We start from the raw sequence: 18304 nt of genomic DNA, 5'->3' as shown, positions 1-18304 counted from the left end.
CAATGGTATATGTCAACTTCGTGACAGATGCACTATCATCACGCGCCGACCGCACAGGGCGGATCGGACTCCAGCGCAACGACCCAACTGAACCATGGAGATGTTGGAGGAACGGCTGGACTCCTCCCGGTTGCTGATGACAAAAAAAAACCTGGCTTCAAATGCTTTTCTGCCCGGATGGGGTACTTCGGTAGCGGCACTACTGACCCTGGCAGTCATTATCCGGATGCGGCAGTTCTATTCGGTTCCGGACTTGGCCTGGTTCTCCGCAACCTGCATCCTGGAGCTGGCGCTGCTGGAAATGATGACGCGATTGGCCCTGCGCCCTCGTCGCGCATGGATGAGGGCCATTGCACTTGTCCCAATGGCCGCCGCCGGCTGCATTTATATCGGGCAGCTGTATTCCATCTGGATATCTGGCGGCATGATCCCGCCCATCGCATTCGCGAACAATGAAGTCACCGGCCTCATCTCGTTCAACGGCATTTACCTGCTGATCGGGCTGTTTCTTCTTGCCGCTTTCCTGAACGCGGTACTGCGCAGGACTGGGGACGATAACTGGTCCGCACGCCCTCTGTTGTTGGCCATTGTCATCACCGGCGGGGTTTACGCGGCAGCCATCCACTCGCAGCCACTGGCGCGCGGCATTGTCGTGGCCCGTGGCGAAGCACCGGTTTCGTCCTTCCTTCGCGCGGTGGCCACCTATGCGGGGATGAACGCCCACGCCCAGTTGAGTGCGGCAGAGATGATCGAGGCACGCAAGAGCTTCTCCCGCCGCACCACATACCACAGCGAGTTCCCCGAAAATCTCAAGAAAGGCCTGCCTGAACATCCCAATGTCATCGTCATTTTTACCGAGGGCATGTCGGCACGCTGGATGGGTACTTACGGCGGGGTGCACCCGGGGCTGACTCCAAACCTTGATGCGCTCGCGGCCAAGTCGCTTGTCTTCTCCAACTACTACAACCACACCGCAGCCACCTTCCGCGGCCTTCGCGGACAGCTGACCTCTGGCCACCAGGAGATTGATGGATTCAACAAGCAAGGTACCGGCATCGGCCAACGCGATGTCTCGCATGACATCACCGCCATATCGCGGATCAGCGTAGCCGACATTCTGCGTACGCAGGGCTACCAAAGCATGTTCTTCCTGTCCCAACAGGAATATATCAACAAGATGATTGACACCCTGGGTTTTGACCGCACCCTGGGACGCGATTACCTGTACGACCATCACATCCGCACGGCCCCCGGAAAACAACCCAAATACCTTACCGACGAGCAGTTGTTTGACGCCATGCTTTCCGAGCTGGAAGGCCTGCCCGGCAACAAGCGTTTTTTTGCGGCAGCATACAACTTCCAGACCCACGCATTTCTTGATGGCGAGGCAAAGTACGCCGGCGCCGACAACCCGATGTTGAACCGCTTCCATACTTACGACCGCGACATAGGGAAATTCCTGCAACGGTTCATGGCCAGCCCCTTGCATGAAAACACGGTACTGGTATTCACCACTGACCACTCCACGTACCCCAGTCCAGATGTGGTGAAGGCGGATGGCCGGATGAAGGGTTACTTCGTGGATACCATTCCCCTGCTGGTGTACTGGAAGGGAATAGAACACAGCGTGATTGATGTGGGCGGGAAAAATTCGCTGGACCTTGCACCCACCATCCTGAGCCTGCTGGACGTGCGCAAATCGCGCAATCTTTTCCTTGGCTGCACCTTGTTCGAATCGTGCTCGCTGGATCGGATCTCGAACATCGGCGGAGAGTACATCCTGACCGACGGGAACGACTCGTATTCCGAGAGTCTCGTTCCGGCCGCGCAGAAGGACTATTACGACGAAGGCAAGCGCATCATCGAACGTTACAAGTCGATGGATCTCATCATCGATAGTCGCTAGAACGGGACCGGGCGGCCCGTCAGGGGAATCTGCGATCCGCGGTAGCGCAAACCGCTCCCGCGGATCGGATGTCGTTAGACTTTCGGTACCAGCCAACGCTGATCAGAGCGGATTTCCACCGAATGTCCCCGATCCAAGAGGCCACCTCCCCAACGCGTGACGCGCCTGCACCACGGTGGAAATCCGCCGTCATTCTGCTGGTTACCTGTGGGCTGTACGTTGCGCTGCTTCTCTACATCGACAGGGGCAATGGCATCTTCATGCGGCTGGCAGAGCTCGGTCGCCCGCTGGCGGTGTGCTCCGCGTTGGTCCTTCTCAGCTTCGGACTGCGCTATCAACGCTGGCGCATGGCGCTTAAAGCCCAGGGGTTCGCTGCGATACGATGGGCGCCTGGTCTGTGCGCTTACCTGGCTGGCTTTTCGTTCACTGTTTCACCTGGAAAGGCCGGCGAACTGCTGCGCATTCGTTACTTCGGCAGAATGGCGGTCCCTCCGACGGTGGTGCTTACCACGTTTATCTACGAGCGGGGCCTGGATCTGGTCGTGCTGACCCTGCTCGGGCTCGGCGCAGCCTGGCTGGTACCCGCCTTTGTTCCCCTTGCCTTCGCAGTGCTGGGCTTTCTGGTGCTGTTGTTCCTGGCCGGCCGGTGGCCCCCGCTCAATGCCACGCTGTATACCATCGCCTCGCGACTCCCCGGTAGCCGCGTGAGACGACTGGCTCACTTTCTGCTGGATGGGGTCAGCCAGGCGGGCCCCCTCCTTCGTCCCAGGGTAGTGATTCCCGGCGCAGCGATAGGGACGCTCGCCTGGCTCTTCACCGCTGCCGCTTTTGCATATCTGTGCCATGCAATTGGCATCCCGCTGGCGTGGAGCCATGCTCTGGGCATCTACCCGCTGGCAATGCTGGCAGGCGCGGCATCCCTCGTACCCGGGGGCGTAGGTACGACCGAGGCCGCCATCGTGCTGATGCTGGGGGCGCTGGGGGCGCCAGTGGAGGTTTCATTGGCCGTTGCCGTGGGCATACGCCTGGTGACCCTTTGGCTCGCCATTGCCGTCGGAATGGTGGCCATGGCGGGCCTTGAGGTCTTCGGAACTAGAGGCAACGAGTACTAGCGTCACGTTGCTCCTGCCATACTGACGGGCAAGGATTTTCCCTTGCCCACCGTACGAGCGCCTTGGCGCCGCAGGAGATCCAAGTCTTGAGCCCTGATTCCCGTGCCCTCTGCGTGGATCTCGACGGTACGTTGCTGCGTAGCGACATCCTCTACGAGTCCTTGCTGTCGCTGCTGGCCCGCAACCCGTTCTATCTGTTCGTGATCCCGTTCTGGCTGCTGGGCGGCAAGGCTGCAGTCAAGCGGCAGCTTGCCTCCCGCGTTCAACTCCCGGCGGAGACCCTGCCGTATGACGATCGGGTACTGGATCTTCTGCGCACAACCCGGCAACGCCCCCGTGTGCTGTGCACGGCCTCGGACCACCTCCTGGTCCAGCCAATCGCCGACCACCTGGGCCTGTTCGAGGAGGTCATCGCCAGCGATGGGCACACCAACCTGTCCGGCCGAAACAAGGGCAAGGCGCTGGCTGAACGCTTCGGCGAACGCGGTTTCGACTACGTGGGCAACGGCCGGGTCGACCTGCAGGTCTGGGCCCGCGCCGGAGGGGCGGTCGTGGTCAACAACGGAGAGCGGCTGGCCCGCGATGCCGCCCGGGAGACCGAGGTCCTGGCGCACCTGCCCTCGCAGAATGGCGGGGTGATGACCTGGTTCAAGGCCCTGCGCATCTACCAGTGGCTGAAGAACCTGCTGGTGCTGGTACCGTTGCTTACCGCGCACCGGTTCCTGGATCCGGCAGCATTGATGGACGCCGGCATCGCCTTCCTGGCATTCGGCCTCTGCGCATCGGGCGTCTACCTGCTCAATGACCTCCTGGACCTGACCCCGGATCGCATGCACCCGCGCAAACGCAAGCGCCCCTTCGCCGCGGGCACCCTGCCGTTGCTGCATGGCTTGCTGGCAGCCCCGCTGATTGCCTTGGCCGGCTTCGCGCTCGCCTTGGCGTGCAGCCTGGAGTTTGCCGCTGTGCTGCTCTGCTACTACGTCATGACTCTGAGCTACTCCCTTCAGCTCAAGCGCATCGTCATGATCGACGTGGTGCTTCTGGCAGCCTTGTATACGGTGCGCATCATTGGCGGCACGGTGGCCATAGGGTCGCAACTTTCATTCTGGCTTCTGGCATTTTCCATGTTCGTGTTCCTTAGCCTGGCCATGCTCAAACGCTACACCGAGCTGGCCTCGGCCCTGGCCAACGGCAAGGAGCTGGCGCTGGGCCGTGGCTATTCGGTGGCAGACCTGCCGCTGGTGCAGTCGCTGGGTGCGGCCGCTGGCTATATCGGCGTGCTGGTGTTCGCGCTGTACATCAACAGTCCCGAGAGCTTTGAGCTATACCGCCATCCGAAGGTGCTGTGGTTGCTGTGTCCGATGCTGCTGTACTGGACCAGTCGGATGTGGATCGTTGCCCACCGCGGCAACATGCACGATGACCCAATCGTCTTTGCCGCCACCGACCGTGGCAGCCAAGTGGTGATCGCGCTGTGCATACTGATCGTGCTGGCCGCGATATGACCCTTGGCAGCGGCCAATGCTGGGGCCGCTACCCACGGGTAGCCCAACGCCTGCTACCGGTCAGCGACCGGGCCGCCGCGCTACCTGTGACCGAAGAATCCCTGCTGCCGCACGGCAACGGTCGCAGTTATGGCGACAGCTGCCTCAACCCGGGCGGCGCCCTGCTGATGAGCCGTGCGCTCGACCGATTCATCGCGTTCGACCCGGCCACCGGCGTGGTCCGCTGCGAGGCGGGGGTGACCCTGGCCGAGATCATCGACATCGCCCTGCCGCAGGGCTGGTTCCTACCGGTAACGCCCGGCACCCGTTACGCCACCGTAGGCGGTGCAATCGCCAATGACGTGCACGGCAAGAACCACCACCGTGCCGGCAGCTTCGGTCACCACGTGCGCTGCTTCGAACTGCTGCGCAGCGATGGCTTGCGCGTGTCACTGGATGAAACCGATGCCAGCGGGTTGTTCAGCGCGACCATCGGCGGGCTTGGCCTGACTGGCCTGGTGACCTGGGCCGAACTGCAACTGCGGCGCGTGCCCGGTCCGTGGATCGAGACCGAGTCGATCCGCTTCGACTCGCTGGACGTGTTCTTTGCGCTGTCACGTGAATCGGCGGCCGACTTTGAATACACCGTGGCATGGATCGACTGCCTGGCGAGTGGCAAGCAACTCGGGCGGGGACATTTCCTGCGTGGCGACCACGCGCGTGGCAATCCGCGAGCGGCCACGCCGAGCGCGATGCCCCGCCGCAGCATTCCATTCGTGCCGCCGGTGTCGATGGTCAACGGCCTCACCCTGCGCCCGTTCAACACCCTGTACTACTGGCGGCAGCAGGCGCGCAGCAAGCGCCACGTCGCGCACTACCAAAGCTACTTCTATCCGCTGGACGGCATCAATGACTGGAACCGGATGTACGGCCCGGCCGGTTTCCTCCAGCACCAGTGCGTGCTGCCGCCCAGCACGGCGCGCGATGCCACGGCGGCGCTGCTCCAGGAAATTTCCCGGAGCGGTCGCGGCTCGTTCCTCGCCGTCCTGAAGGAATTCGGCAAAGCACCGGCCCGGGGTATGCTGTCCTTCCCGCGGCCCGGCACCACGCTGGCACTGGACTTTCCCAATACCGGACCTGACGTGTTCAGGATGCTTGAGCGCCTGGACAGCATCGTGAGCGAGGCGGGTGGCGCGGTGTATCCGGCCAAGGATGCGCGGATGTCGGCCGCCCTGTTCCGCCAGGGGTTCCCCGCCTGGGAAACCTTCAGTTCCCATATCGACCCCCGTTTTTCATCCGGCTTCTGGCGCCGGGTCATGGAGTAAGCATGCAGAAGATTCTCATCATCGGCGCCACCTCCGCCATCGCCGAATCGGTGGCGCGGCTGTACGCGACACGTTCGGCGGCAGTGTTCCTTGTAGCGCGTAACCCGGCACGGCTGGAGGCCATCGCCGCCGACCTGCGCGTGCGCGGCGCGCCGCAGGTCGGCACCTACGCGCTGGACGTGAATGACATCGCCGCCCATGCCGGCATGCTCGATGCAGCATGGGCAGCGAATACCGGCATCGACACCGTGCTGATTGCCCACGGCACCTTGCCCGACCAGGCCGCCTGTGACGCTTCGGTGGACGTGGCGCTGCGCGAATTCGTCACCAACGGCACCTCCACCATTGCGCTGTGCACCGCGCTGGCCCAGCGCCTGGCACCCGGCAGCAATCTGGCAGTGATTTCCTCGGTGGCCGGCGACCGTGGCCGCGCCAGCAACTACCTGTATGGCAGCGCCAAAGCCGCGGTCACCGCATTCCTGAGCGGCCAGGGCCAGCGCCTGCGCAAGCAGGGAATCAACGTACTGAACATCAAGCCCGGGTTCGTGGATACTCCCATGACCCAGGCTTTCAAAAAGGGCGCTCTGTGGGCGTCAGCAGACAGGGTCGCACAGGGTATCGTGCGCGCCTCCGACCGCCGTCGTGCGGTGGTTTACCTGCCCGGCTTCTGGTGGGCGATCATGATGGTCATCAAGAACATTCCAGAGTTCGTTTTCCGCCGTATCTCCCTTTGAATCTCATTAGAAAAAGGACCGTCTGCGATGCCTGATATCGACCACGATCTTGACGTTCTTTATCAAAACCGTTTTCCGAAAGAAGAACTCGCAAACAAGAACCGCATCTGGCGCGTCTTGTGTACTCAGTACTTCAACCGTTTTGTCGGCGCCAGTGACGCCGTCGTGGACATTGGCGCGGGCTACTGCGAGTTCATCAACAACATCCCTGCCGGCCGGAAGATAGCAGTGGATTTGAATCCCGACGTTCGCAGGTTCGCTGCAGGCGGCATCGAGATCATTAACGAATCGTGCACGGCAGTCAGCTCCATTGCGAGCAGCAGCGTCGATGCCGTATTCATGAGCAACTTCCTGGAACACCTGCCGAGCAAAGACCTGGTGCTGCAGACACTGCGCGAAACTGCCCGCATGCTCAAGCCTGGCGGCCGCGCAATCATCCTGCAACCGAACATCCGCTTTCTGTATGACGAGTACTGGGACTACTTCGACCACCATACGGCGCTGAGTGATCGGAGCCTGGTGGAAGGTGTGCTGATGGCAGGCCTGGAGCCGCGCGTAGTCATTCCCCGCTTCCTGCCCTACACCACCAAGAGCCGCTTGCCGCAGGCGCCGTGGCTGGTTTCCCTTTACCTCCGTATCCCGCTGGCGTGGCACATCCTGGGCAAGCAGGCCCTGGTTGTCGCCTACAAGCCAGGCTGATCCTTCCATACAGGTACCCGAGTTCGTCCATGGCACAGAAGAATGACAAGATCGTCCTGACGGGCGCCGCGGGCTTGGTGGGGCAGAACCTCATCGTCGAGATGAAGCAGCAGGGTTACACCCAGCTCGTGGCCATCGACAAGCACGAGCACAATCTGAAGATCCTGCGCAAGCTGCACCCGGACGTGAAGACGATCCTCGCCGATCTCGCTGAACCGGGCGAATGGACCCGTGCCTTCGAAGACGCGCGCCTGGTAGTACAGCTGCATGCGCAGATCACGGGCAAGACCAGCGACCTGTTCGTGCGCAACAACATCACCGCCACCGAACGCGTGCTGGCGGCATGCAGGGCCGCCAACGTACCTTACATGGTGCATATCAGTTCATCGGTCGTGAACTCCATGGCCAAGGACGATTACACCAGTACCAAACGAGATCAGGAAGCGATGGTGGTCGCCAGCGGCCAGCCCCATTGCGTCCTTCGGCCCACGCTGATGTTCGGCTGGTTCGACCCGAAGCACCTGGGCTGGCTGTCGCGCTTCATGGCGCGCACTCCCGTGTTCCCGATTCCCGGTGATGGCCGCTTCATGCGGCAGCCGCTGTACGAACGCGACTTTTGCCGCTGTATCGCCAAGTGCATTGAGACCGAGCCTGATGGCCAGGTATTCGACATCGTCGGTGACACCCGGGTGGACTACGTAGACATCATTCGCACCATCAAGCGGGTCAAGAACTTGAGGACGCTGATCATCCACATCCCCATCGGCTTCTTCGCCTTCCTGCTCCGCACATATTCGCTTTTCAGCAACAAGCCGCCATTCACAGCCGATCAACTGAAGGCGCTCAGCGCAGGCGATGACTTCAAGGGCGTCGATACCGAGACCGTCTTCGGCGTTCGCCAGACCCCGTTCGAAGCGGCGATCCGCGAAAGCTACACCGATCCAAGCTACAGCCACATCGTGCTCCAGCGCTGACCCAACTCAGATTCGGAAGAAAAGAGAATGAGTAATTTTGCCATCATCGGCAGCGGCCCCATGGGCCTCATGGCAGCTCTGGAGCTGCTCAGGAAGGGCCACCAGGTCGACATATACGAACGCGATGATCGCATTGGCGGGATGTCGGCGGACTTCGATTTCGACGGCTTGCGCATCGAGCGGTACTACCACTTCATCTGCAAGACCGACTACCCGTTGTTCAAACTTCTCGATGAGATGCAGCTGTCCGATCGCCTGCACTGGACGGACACGAAGATGGGCTACTACTACCAGGGCAAGCTGCACAAGTGGGGAACGCCCTTCGCGCTGCTCGGCTTCCCGCACCTGGGCCTGGTCGACAAGGTCCGCTATGCCCTGCACGTAATGCACACCAAGGGAATCAAAGACTGGGCCGCGCTGGACAGGGTGAACGCGCGCGAGTGGATCACTCGCTGGATCGGGCCAAAGGCCTACAAGGTGATGTGGGAAAAGGCCTTTGCGTTGAAGTTCTTTGAGTACCAGAACGATTTGTCGGCGTCGTGGATCGGCACCCGAATCAAGCGCGTTGCGCTTTCGCGGCGCAACATCTTCAATGAAAGCATGGGCTACCTGGAAGGTGGATCGGCCGTGTTGCTGGAGCGCATGGCTGAAGAGGTTCGCCGCTTGGGTGGCAACCTCCACCTCGGACAGCCGATCGACGAGATTACCTCGGCGTCGGGAAAAGTTACCGGGATCCGCACCCCGACCTCGCATACGCCGTATGACGTGGTGGTATCCACTGCACCGATCCAGTACGTGCCGGGGCTGGTACCGGGGCTGCCGCCGGCATTCTCCAGGCAGGTAGCCGCAATCGAGAATATTCCAGTTGCGTGCGTCATCCTCAAACTCACGCATCCGGTCAGCGAGAATTTCTGGATGAACATAAGCGACGACCGCATTGCCATTCCAGGCCTCATCGAGTACAGCAACCTCAATCCAGGCAAGGGCGCGGGTGAGCACATCGTGTACGCGCCTTATTACATGCCCAAGACGCATCCGAAGTGGCAATGGACCAACCAGCAGCTCATTGACGAGGTAATCAGCTACTTGCCCATGATCAACCCAGCCTTCAAGCCGGAATGGATCCGTGCGAGTCATTGCCACCGCTATGAGTACGCACAGACGATCTGCCCGCCTGGATTCCAGGAAATGCTCCCGCCGATGACGACCCAGCTTTCCGGTTTCTATATGGCTGATACTGCCTATTACTACCCGGAAGACCGCTCAATCAATGAGAGTATTGCCGTCGGCGTGCGCCTCGCTGAAACGGCGAGTACGCAGGCACCCTGATCCATCTTGCAAGGACATCACCTTCCGTGCGAGCAGACAAGAGTCTTCGTGCACTGTCGGGGCGTAGATCCGCATTGGCGCCCCTCTCCAAGGCACCAAGTCATCGCCTCTCGGGTCGCAGATTGTGGAGACACTCCCAGGATACCTGCCGAGATGGTCCAAGCCGGATTTTGCTCACTACAGCGTGCATGACAACACACTCACCCAATGGGGCCTGTCACCTCCTATAGGCACGCCCCTCCTGATTGGACCTTTCGAGACTTCCCTTACGCCAATGATCGAACGACGCTTCATGCTGTTTGTCGCTGCCAGCGGCCTTGCCGCGCTGGCGAATTTCTGCTCTCGTATTCTGTTCAGCCACGTGATGGCCTACGTGTACGCGATTGTGCTTGCTTACATGGTGGGCATGGCCACTGCATTCCTTCTTAATCGCACCTATGTGTTCAAGGATGCTGGCAAGCCGCTTGGCCACCAGCTGTCCTGGTTTGTCGCCGTCAATATGCTTGCGCTGCTTCAAACACTATTGATAAGCCTTGCATTTACCCACTACGTTTTTCCATGGTTTGGCATGTTGTTCCACCCTGAGGCGATCGCGCATGCATTGGGCATCGCCGCGCCTGCGGTAGTGAGCTACTTTGGCCACAAGCACCTGACCTTCAGAATTACAAAGGAGCCCCATCCATGATGTCCAGCCCACTTCCTAGTCGCCGCAAGGGCGCGATAGGTTTTATCAAGGACAATCCGCTCGCCAGCACAGGATTCGCGCTTGCAGCGATATACGCGATGTTTGGAATCATCGCTGGCGCACACGCGCATAGTCCAGTGCCATTCTGGGACATGTGGGATGGCGCACTCGGCTTCTACATGCACCAGCAGACGGACCCATCGGCTTGGTGGGCGCAGCACAACGAGCATCGCATCGTTCTGGGGCGGATCCTGTTCTTCACCGATCTTCGTTTCTTCGGCGGCAGTGCGGTGTTTCTCGTTGCCGTCAACTACATCCTTGCGGCGGCGACCTTTGGTCTGCTGGCTTGGTGCGCTTGCCGTATCGCCCCCCGAACGCCGCCTGCCCTGAAGATTACGGCCGCCGTCATTCTAAGCTTGTCCTTTCTTTGGACCCAGGAGAATAATCTGACCTGGGGCTTCCAGAGTCAGTTCTTCCTGGCTCAATTGCTGCCGTTGGGCAGCCTCCTGCTACTCTGGCGATCCAGTGGCTCCCGGTCTCATCGCACAGTCTGGTTCGCCGCCTCTCTTGCCATGGCCACCGTCGCTTCCGGGAGCATGGCGAACGGCGTATTGGCAGGCTGGTTGGTGCTGGCAGGGTGTGTGATTGGCCGTCAAGGTTGGAAGCGTGTGTTGATCGCACTGCTTGTTGCCATTGCAATCAGCGCAGTGTACTTCCACGGGTATGTTTCGCCGGGTAGCCACGGCTCGCTCACCGAAACGCTCAAGAATGCCCCTCGCGGCGTAATGTGGTACCTGTTTGCATACCTGGGGAGCCCCTTCGCGCATCTGGTGCCAGGCTCCGCACCGAACGTGGTCCTTGCCGTGGCGTGTGGCGCCGCCATCGCGCTGTCGGCGACCCTTTTGACGATTTCCACGCTTCTCCGACGACACGTCACCGTCGATCTGGAGCTGGTGCTTGCACTGTTCCTTGGCTACCTGGGCGTGTCAGCATTCGCGATCGCAGGAAGCCGATTGGTATTTGGCTTGGATAGCGCCGTCGCAAGCAGGTACACGACTCCCGCGCTACTGGCTCTCTCATGCGTGCTCATTCTGGGCGTGGCGGAGCTGTGCAAACGATACGCGTGGGCGCGGGGGAAGTGGGCGGGCATGCTGTTGCTCATTCCGCTTGCTTTTCTCCCCTTGCAATTTGGCGCGATGAAACACAACCCGCTGGTGGACTTTGAAAGGGTTACGGCTGCCATGGCGCTGGAGGTGGGAGCACGTGATGATGAACAGATCCTCTGGACTTATCCCGACAGCGCACGCGTGCTGGAGATTGCAAGTGCATCATCCGACCTCGACTTGTCCGTGTTTGCGCGGCCCTGGCTGCAAGGTGCGCGAGAGAGCATCGGCAAGCCCTACGGACCGACGCCAAGCACTGGCTGCGGAGTCGTGCCGCCAGTTCGGACTGGCCTTCCCAACTCCAACGGGTGGTCGCGGCTCCAGGGAGGCCTTGTGGACAAGTATCTTGGCGAAGGTCTCGGCCCGCTGTTTCTACTCGATGCCGAAGGCACCGTGATCGGCCGCGGCATCCTTGCTGAACCCGAAAGGCAGGAGGGCGGCGAGATGTATGGCTCGCCATTCAAGCTTTATGCGCCGGACTCCCGCTTGATAGCGGGCGAAATGAAGGTTGTTGTCCCCGGCATCTGCAGCGGCGCGTTCAACTACAAATAGAGATCCTGGCGTGCAACGCGTTCCTGCCGGTATCCAGGAACGCGTTGCACGGTATCAGCGACGGAGCCGGGCCAGCGAATCGTGCACAGGCCTGACCGGCTGATTGGAGATGTCGTAACTCAGGAATGCGAGAAGGAACTGCAATCCACTAACGATGGCGATGGAGGGGAGCACGACGGTGCCGATCGGCGCGGACACCCCCGCACTTGCCGCGAGGATCCAGTTCCAACCGCCGTACGCGATACCACCGGAAAGAAGAATCAACGCTGCGACAAGCTCGAACGATGCGATGGTGAGGTCACGCAGGTAGTAGCGATAGCCTATTCGCTTGAGAAAATTGCGAGCATGCTTGAGGGCAAACTCGCCAAAGATCTGGCGTACTTTCAGGTTGCTTACTTCGTCGCCATACAACGCATCCATCGGCACATCCACTACGACGGCCTGCATGGCATTCAGGCGGAACAACACATCCGTTTCGAAGAAGTAGCGTGTACTGATGGCATTCATCGGCAGGCGATCTGCAACGGCAGCATGGATGGCCGTATAGCCATTTGTCGGGTCAAACAAGCGCCAGTAGCCGGTTGACGCCTTGGCCAGGAAGGAGAGGCCCAGGTTTCCTGCTCGACGCAACAGCGGCATGCGCGCGATGTGGGAAAGATCCCAGAACCGGTTTCCCTTCGTGTAATCGGCGTCCCCATTGAGAATGGGCGCCACAAACATCGGCAGCAACGCAGGGTCCATCTGCCCGTCACCATCAATCTTGACGATGACCGACATGCCGTCCAGTACAGCTTGACGATACCCGGCCATGGTGGCCCCGCCAACACCCTGGTTGACGGCGTTGTACAGGACACGCACCCGCGGATCGGTGCTGTTCGCCTCGATGAACCGCCCGGACTGCTCCGGACAGGCATCATCCACACAGTAGATGGCATCGACCTCCGGGCCGATAGCCGCGAGCACGCCGAGGATGTGGCGGGTCACTTTATAGCTTGGAACCACCACCGCGATCCGGTGCGACGTAACCTGATGGCCACGTGTGTCTACTGCGCCCATCTCTGTATTCTCCAAATGCATTCCGGCGATCGTCTCAAGGGTGCAGCTGATAGAACACCAGGCCGTCCGGCCCAGTGGCCACTGCCTCGCCGACCGCACCCAGCTGGCGGTACCCGGTAAGGCAGTATTGTCCATCAAGAACCCGTGCGTCGCTCTGCCCTTCCCATCGATGCGCGAGCAGATGGGTGACGCCCGCCCGGCGAAGGAAGGCGCGCGTCTCCTCGGGCTGCCAGCGGCAGAACAGATCCCGCAGATCTTTGGCCTGGTATCCGTAGCCAGAACCGATCCGAACATTGAACAGATAGTCGCGCTGCGCGAATGGCAGGTAAGGCGTGACGTACATGGATGGTAGTACCCAGTCCTCGCGCCCGTTGAGCACGATCGCGTAAGCGGGAGCCAGCACCACCGCATCTTCGGGAAGTTGGCGCTCAGCCGCCTGGAATGCGCGTACCCCCTCTTCGCTGATGGGGAAGGTCCAGCCCTGATCGGCTGGCGTGACACCCTTGATGTCCTGGCGAACAAACCCAATCACAACGCCCAGGACCGACACGCCGAGCACTGTCAATGCAGCCCACTGCAGCCATCGCCGCCGATGCCACTCGGGACGGAGACACGCCAACAGGGAGTCGATCGCCAACAGCAGGACCGATAGCGCCAGGGCCACCTGGAGGAACATAGCGTACATGCTCAGCAACCCGACATAACGCCCGGTATAGGTGCTGAGAAGGCTCGCCTCCAGCGTTTCATGGCCCAGCGAAAGCTGAACGATGTTGGACATCCGAAGCGCCGCCGCTACGCCAATCACCAGACCCAGCTGCACGGCGAGCAGCATTCCAAATCGGCGTTCCTGACGAACCGAGGCCGGGGCGACAGTGAGCATCCCGACGCAGACCACGAACGAGACTGCTACGGCTGCACGCATGAAGGGAAGCAGCCATTGCCCCATCACCTGCAGCGATTTCGGCAGGTACTGGAAGCCAACCCCTGGCTGCGGGCCGTACCACAACTCCCACCACAGGACGACCTTCATGCGCTCCCATGTGGGGCCGGCGTGTGGCATCACTTCCGAGGGAGCAAGCAGATTCAACCCGAGCGAGTGTTCAACGACATGGCGCACGGAAGGCAGCGCTTCGGCAAGCAGGTGCAGGTAGTACGGATCGCAAAGGAGCACCACGATTCCGAGCACGCCGCCCAGGCATAGCCCGAGCAGTGGGAGTACTACCTTGCCGCGGATTCCCGGTGCACGCCACCAGAGCATCGACACTGCGATCAGCCAGGCGGGAACCGTGAAGCTGGTGAAGCTGATGGCCAGCGAGGGATTCAGCTTTGCCGCCAGCGCGCCCGCAAACGCGAGCCCCAGCCAGGCCAGGACCCACGGACGACGCGCGGCCGCCGGCTCCAACCAGGCATGCATGGCCAGCCATACGGGCAGGAGCAACGTGGAGAAAGCGGCCAGTCGACCGGTGCTGTTGAGGTCCTCGACGGGATACAGGAACGTGGTGCCCCGAACGATCATGTAGCCCAGAGCCACTACCAGCAGTGCTGCCCAGGCCTGTTGCAGGATCGGCGCCAGCTGACGCCGCTCAAGCCACAGCAGCACCAGCTCCATGAATGCGAACACAGCCAGGGTCGCCTGCAGCACTGGCTGGATCTTCACGAATGGGCCGATGTGCGCACCGAACCCGGGCCAGGCCCATAGGGCGGCGAGCGTGTGCAGCATCTTTGGATACTTTTCCAGCCAATCCGTTTGGCCAGCGCTCAGCTTGGGATAGCCTGCATTGAACAGATCCAGGGTAAACGCAATGTGCTGGTGCGTGTCCAGGCCGAGCGCGCCGGCAGTGAACGAATAGTGGGTTGCTGCCTTCGCGAGCGCCACGAATGCCAGTACGAACAGCGCCAGCCATGCGGCCCCGGGGCCCGGCGAGCTGCGCAGCCAGCGGCAGACTCGCCGCCGCTGCCACACCACGCTGGACAGCACTACGCCGAGAATCAGTATCGACAGCGCATGGGGCAATCCTGCCAGGTGCGTCCACGTCCAAGTTATCGGCGTTGCGCACAGCCACACCACAAAAAGGACGAACTGCCCCAACAACGCACGTCCAAACAACGCCGGCGACGCCAGCATTACCTCCAAGCGCCACCATCGAGCGCACAGATCGCCCAGCCAGACCATGCCGGTGAAGGACACCGCGAGCAGAAGCAGGAATTGCGCTTGGGCTGCACTCTGCAGGAACGGCAGGCACAGCATGACTGCCACGATTGGCACGATGAACCGGCGCAGCAGTACACCGGCCGGGTGCAGGACAGGGACAGTAATCACTCACTCGCTTCCGTTTGCGTTACGCGGTAAGGCGCAGGGCTTCCATTACATCGTTGGCGACACGATCAAACATCCCTGGCAGCAGCAAGGGATGAGAGTCCCCCGCCAGTGCACCAGGAGCCATCCCTTCTTTCTCGCTGGCGTCCACCTGAGCAATGAGCGCCGCGCATATTGCCTCGGGCGTCATCGCATCCAGCGACACCACGTTGCGCGTGGTCTGCTCGAGGTTTTTATTGCCGTACTGGTTGGTGATTACCCGCATGCCGAATGCCGCCATTTCCAGCGGTGGATAGCTGGGATGCGGCGAAACCATGAGCGACAGACCGATTGACGAGGTCGAGAGGAGTTCGGCATATGCATCGATGCCCAGCTTGCCCAAGGCCTTGAGCGCAAACGGCCCCAGGTCCAGGTCTTCGCGAAGCTCACCCGGAGCAGCGACTTGCCACTGTGCAGCACGAGGGTCCTTCCATCCCCACATGCGCAACCCTTCGCAGATCAACTCGAATGCGTTTCGCGGCGTACCGGGTCGCGCGTAGACCACGATGCGGCGGTTGCGAGGCTGCGGACGGGCCCGTGCGGCCTGCAACGCCTGGCGCAACCCGTCGTGCAGGACCGGCTCGAACACGGACCGGCGCTCATAGCACATGCCATTCTGCTCGAAGAAATCGGCAAGCAGCCCAGTATTGAATACTCCGATATCACGATTGCAGCGATAGGTGCTGAGTGCAAGCGCGTACTGACTGGACCACGCGTAGAACCCGGGCTCGAAATCCTGTACCAGATACACCAACGGCCGGTCGATTCCTGCGTTCTCGCCCTGCCACTGCGACAGGCGTTGGGCTGCATACGCCGTCCACCAGGCGGTGGCGACCCAGATGTCCTCGCCGGCCACCGGCAATGTCCGCTGGTAACGGTCGTTGAACGGAACGATCTGCCGCAACGCAGTCGATGCCTCGCTGGCAGGCACCAGGACGTGGTCGGCGAAGCGGGAAAGCGCCTCCTCATCGGGCGCACTGTCCACCAGGATGATCCGCGAGGCCGGGAAATGCCGGCAGAGCTCACGGTAGATGAGCACCGCTGTATGGATGCCGCCGAAGTAGTGCTGCTTGTTGATCGACGGGAGCACAAGGTTCAGTCGCTTGCCAATCCACGGGTCGTGCCGGGGCGGACAAGGCGTTATTTCCCCTACGTGCGTGCTGGGCTTGGCCTCGCCCGGCGCGCTGGCATCAAGTCGCGCGGACATTCGACGGAGCAGGTGACCAATGCGACTCACTGGACTTCCTCGCGCAGCCTGGGCGACGACGCCATGTAGTTCAGGTTGGGGCTGAAGAACGGATCGCCCTCCTCCCGGTACGGCGAATAGGCCTGCGCGGAGCGCACGAAATCACTCTCTGGGATCGCGCGGGGGTCACGGGTCTTGGACTCGTGGTGGATCATGACCGAACGAGCAACGTACACCGTGGCGAGGTCGCGCGCGTACGCACGCAGGCATAGCTCAACGTCACTTCCGCAGACGATGAACGACTCGTCGAACCCGCCCAGCGCTTCAAAGGTTTCGCGTGCGACCACCATGCATGCTCCGGTAACGGCAAGCACCTGGCGCTGGAGAACCGGGGAAACAAACAGATTCTGGTTGTGGACCGGCGCCTCGCCCTTGAATACGTGGTCGGCCCAGCCTCCCATGCCCAGGACGACACCAGCGTGCTGGATGGTCCGGTCACCGTAAAGCAACAGGGGCCCGCATACGCCAACGTCGGGGCGAAGTGCATTCTCAGCCAACCGCTGCAACCACTCTCCATCGATGATTTCAGTATCATTGTTGAGGAACACCAGCACTTCGCCGCGCGCCTCCCGCGCCGCCAGATTGTTGAGCGCCGACCAGTTGAACGGTACGTCAGCCGCGATCACCCGGAAGCTGTCACGCCGGGACATCCCCTCGAGCCATGCCAACGTAGCTGGCTCGGTGGAACCGTTGTCCACCACGATGATCTCGAAGTCGCGATACTGTGTTTTGGCGTACAGCGACTCGACGCAGGTGCGCAGCAGATCCAGCCCATCGCGGGTAGGAATGATGATGCTCGCCAGTGGTCCGCGGTCCGCGTACGGATAGCGGACGTCGTAACAGAACAGGTTCGCGCCGTCGTCCACCCGCGCGCCCGCATGGCGCTTGACCACGTGGTCCTGCAGAGCGCGCCTGCCTGCGTCGTGAGCGTACGGCTTCGAATCGGCATTGGCTGCAGTGGAGCCTGCATGTGCGCGCCAGTGGTACAGAACGCGAGGAACATGCGCCACGGTCGCGCCAGCGGCAACACACCGCAGCACCAGATCATAATCCTGCGAGCCATCACACCCACTGCGCAGGCCGCCTGCCTGACGAACCAGTTGGGCCTCGAAACTTGTGAGATGCCCCAGGTACATCTGCGACAGGAACAGGTCCAGGTTCCAATCCGGCTTGAAGTACGGATGCCGCAGATTACCGTCATCGCCCAGTACATCATGGTCCGTGTAGACAATCCCGGCACCGGTCTGAATGTGTGAAGCCACGACAGCGGCAAGCGCATCCGGTTCCAGCAGGTCATCGTGGTCCAGGAACGTGATCCACCGTCCCTGGGCCAATGACACGGCTGCATTGGTGGTGGCCGCAATTCCCTGGCGTACGCTTGACCGCGACACCTTCAGATTGGGCAGGCGCGCGGAAAGCTCGCCCAGGATCCGCGCAACGTGAGCTTGATCCGATGCATCGTCATGCACGCACAGCTCCCAGTGGGAGTAAGTCTGTGCTTCAACGCTGGCAATGGCCTCCCGCAGGAACACTTCGGGCGTGTTGCAAACCGGCATCACGATGCTGATCAGACCCGCATCGGCCGGAACCGGTACGAGGGATTGCGTGCTCCGCCAGCGGGCGTACTCGTCCGGCTCAACCTGCGGAAGCGCTTGCGGCGCGGTTGAATAGGCCATGATTTTC

General features: G+C 61.2%; 14 protein-coding genes. 10 read left to right on the top strand and 4 right to left on the bottom strand.

Translation table 11 applies throughout. The annotated features are described in order from the left end of the window. The first annotated feature begins 94 nt into the window (after positions 1–94). From J7J08_RS10870 to J7J08_RS10825, 10 genes are all read left to right on the top strand, one after another. Positions 95–1906: an LTA synthase family protein gene (locus J7J08_RS10870; protein WP_251006576.1), complete on the top strand. Its 1812-nt coding sequence runs from the start codon at positions 95–97 to the stop codon at positions 1904–1906. Between the two features lie 122 nt (positions 1907–2028). Next, positions 2029–3018, top strand: a complete 990-nt coding sequence (locus tag J7J08_RS10865; RefSeq protein WP_214905141.1) for a lysylphosphatidylglycerol synthase transmembrane domain-containing protein — start codon at positions 2029–2031, stop codon at positions 3016–3018. Between the two features lie 113 nt (positions 3019–3131). Then, positions 3132–4523, top strand: a complete 1392-nt coding sequence (locus J7J08_RS10860; protein ID WP_343237728.1) for a UbiA family prenyltransferase — start codon at positions 3132–3134, stop codon at positions 4521–4523. Then, positions 4520–5827, top strand: a complete 1308-nt coding sequence (locus tag J7J08_RS10855; RefSeq protein WP_214905138.1) for an FAD-binding oxidoreductase — start codon at positions 4520–4522, stop codon at positions 5825–5827. Before J7J08_RS10860 ends, J7J08_RS10855 begins: the two co-directional genes overlap by 4 nt. A gap of 2 nt (positions 5828–5829) precedes the next feature. Continuing rightward, positions 5830–6561: an SDR family oxidoreductase gene (locus J7J08_RS10850; protein ID WP_214905135.1), complete on the top strand. Its 732-nt coding sequence runs from the start codon at positions 5830–5832 to the stop codon at positions 6559–6561. A 27-nt stretch (positions 6562–6588) separates the two neighbouring features. Then, entirely contained in the window at positions 6589–7260 is a 672-nt protein-coding gene (locus J7J08_RS10845; protein ID WP_214905132.1) for a class I SAM-dependent methyltransferase, read from the top strand. 29 nt (positions 7261–7289) lie between these two features. Beyond that, the gene (locus tag J7J08_RS10840) at positions 7290–8234 is read left to right on the top strand and encodes an NAD-dependent epimerase/dehydratase family protein (protein ID WP_214905128.1); all 945 of its coding nucleotides are present in this window, start codon (positions 7290–7292) and stop codon (positions 8232–8234) included. A 27-nt stretch (positions 8235–8261) separates the two neighbouring features. Beyond that, a complete protein-coding gene (locus J7J08_RS10835) occupies positions 8262–9563 on the top strand; it encodes an NAD(P)/FAD-dependent oxidoreductase (protein WP_214905126.1) in 1302 nt (433 codons plus the stop codon). A 274-nt stretch (positions 9564–9837) separates the two neighbouring features. After that, positions 9838–10248 carry a GtrA family protein gene (locus tag J7J08_RS10830; protein WP_214905123.1) on the top strand — a complete coding sequence of 137 codons (411 nt, stop codon included), beginning with the start codon at positions 9838–9840 and terminating at the stop codon, positions 10246–10248. Next, positions 10245–11963, top strand: coding sequence for a hypothetical protein (locus J7J08_RS10825; RefSeq protein ID WP_214905120.1), 1719 nt, complete (start codon positions 10245–10247; stop codon positions 11961–11963). The genes J7J08_RS10830 and J7J08_RS10825 overlap by 4 nt, the downstream gene beginning before the upstream one ends. Before the next feature lie 54 nt (positions 11964–12017). On the opposite strand, the gene J7J08_RS10820 is transcribed toward J7J08_RS10825, so the two are convergent. Genes J7J08_RS10820 through J7J08_RS10805 form a run of 4 tightly spaced genes read right to left on the bottom strand, consistent with a single transcriptional unit; the run spans position 12018 to position 18177 of the window. Further along, a complete protein-coding gene (locus tag J7J08_RS10820) occupies positions 12018–13019 on the bottom strand; it encodes a glycosyltransferase family 2 protein (RefSeq protein ID WP_214905116.1) in 1002 nt (333 codons plus the stop codon). Positions 13020–13053: 34 nt separating this feature from the next. Beyond that, positions 13054–15339 carry a hypothetical protein gene (locus J7J08_RS10815; protein WP_214905113.1) on the bottom strand — a complete coding sequence of 762 codons (2286 nt, stop codon included), beginning with the start codon at positions 15337–15339 and terminating at the stop codon, positions 13054–13056. Between the two features lie 19 nt (positions 15340–15358). Next, complete coding sequence (locus J7J08_RS10810) at positions 15359–16582, bottom strand: hypothetical protein (RefSeq protein WP_343237725.1); 1224 nt, start codon at positions 16580–16582, stop codon at positions 15359–15361. Between the two features lie 26 nt (positions 16583–16608). Beyond that, positions 16609–18177, bottom strand: coding sequence for a glycosyltransferase family 2 protein (locus J7J08_RS10805; RefSeq protein ID WP_343237727.1), 1569 nt, complete (start codon positions 18175–18177; stop codon positions 16609–16611). Positions 18178–18304 lie beyond the last annotated feature (127 nt).

The organism is Stenotrophomonas sp. ISL-67 (assembly GCF_018612915.1).
Lineage (GTDB): Bacteria > Pseudomonadota > Gammaproteobacteria > Xanthomonadales > Xanthomonadaceae > Stenotrophomonas.
This window is presented reverse-complemented; position numbering and strand designations above follow the sequence as displayed.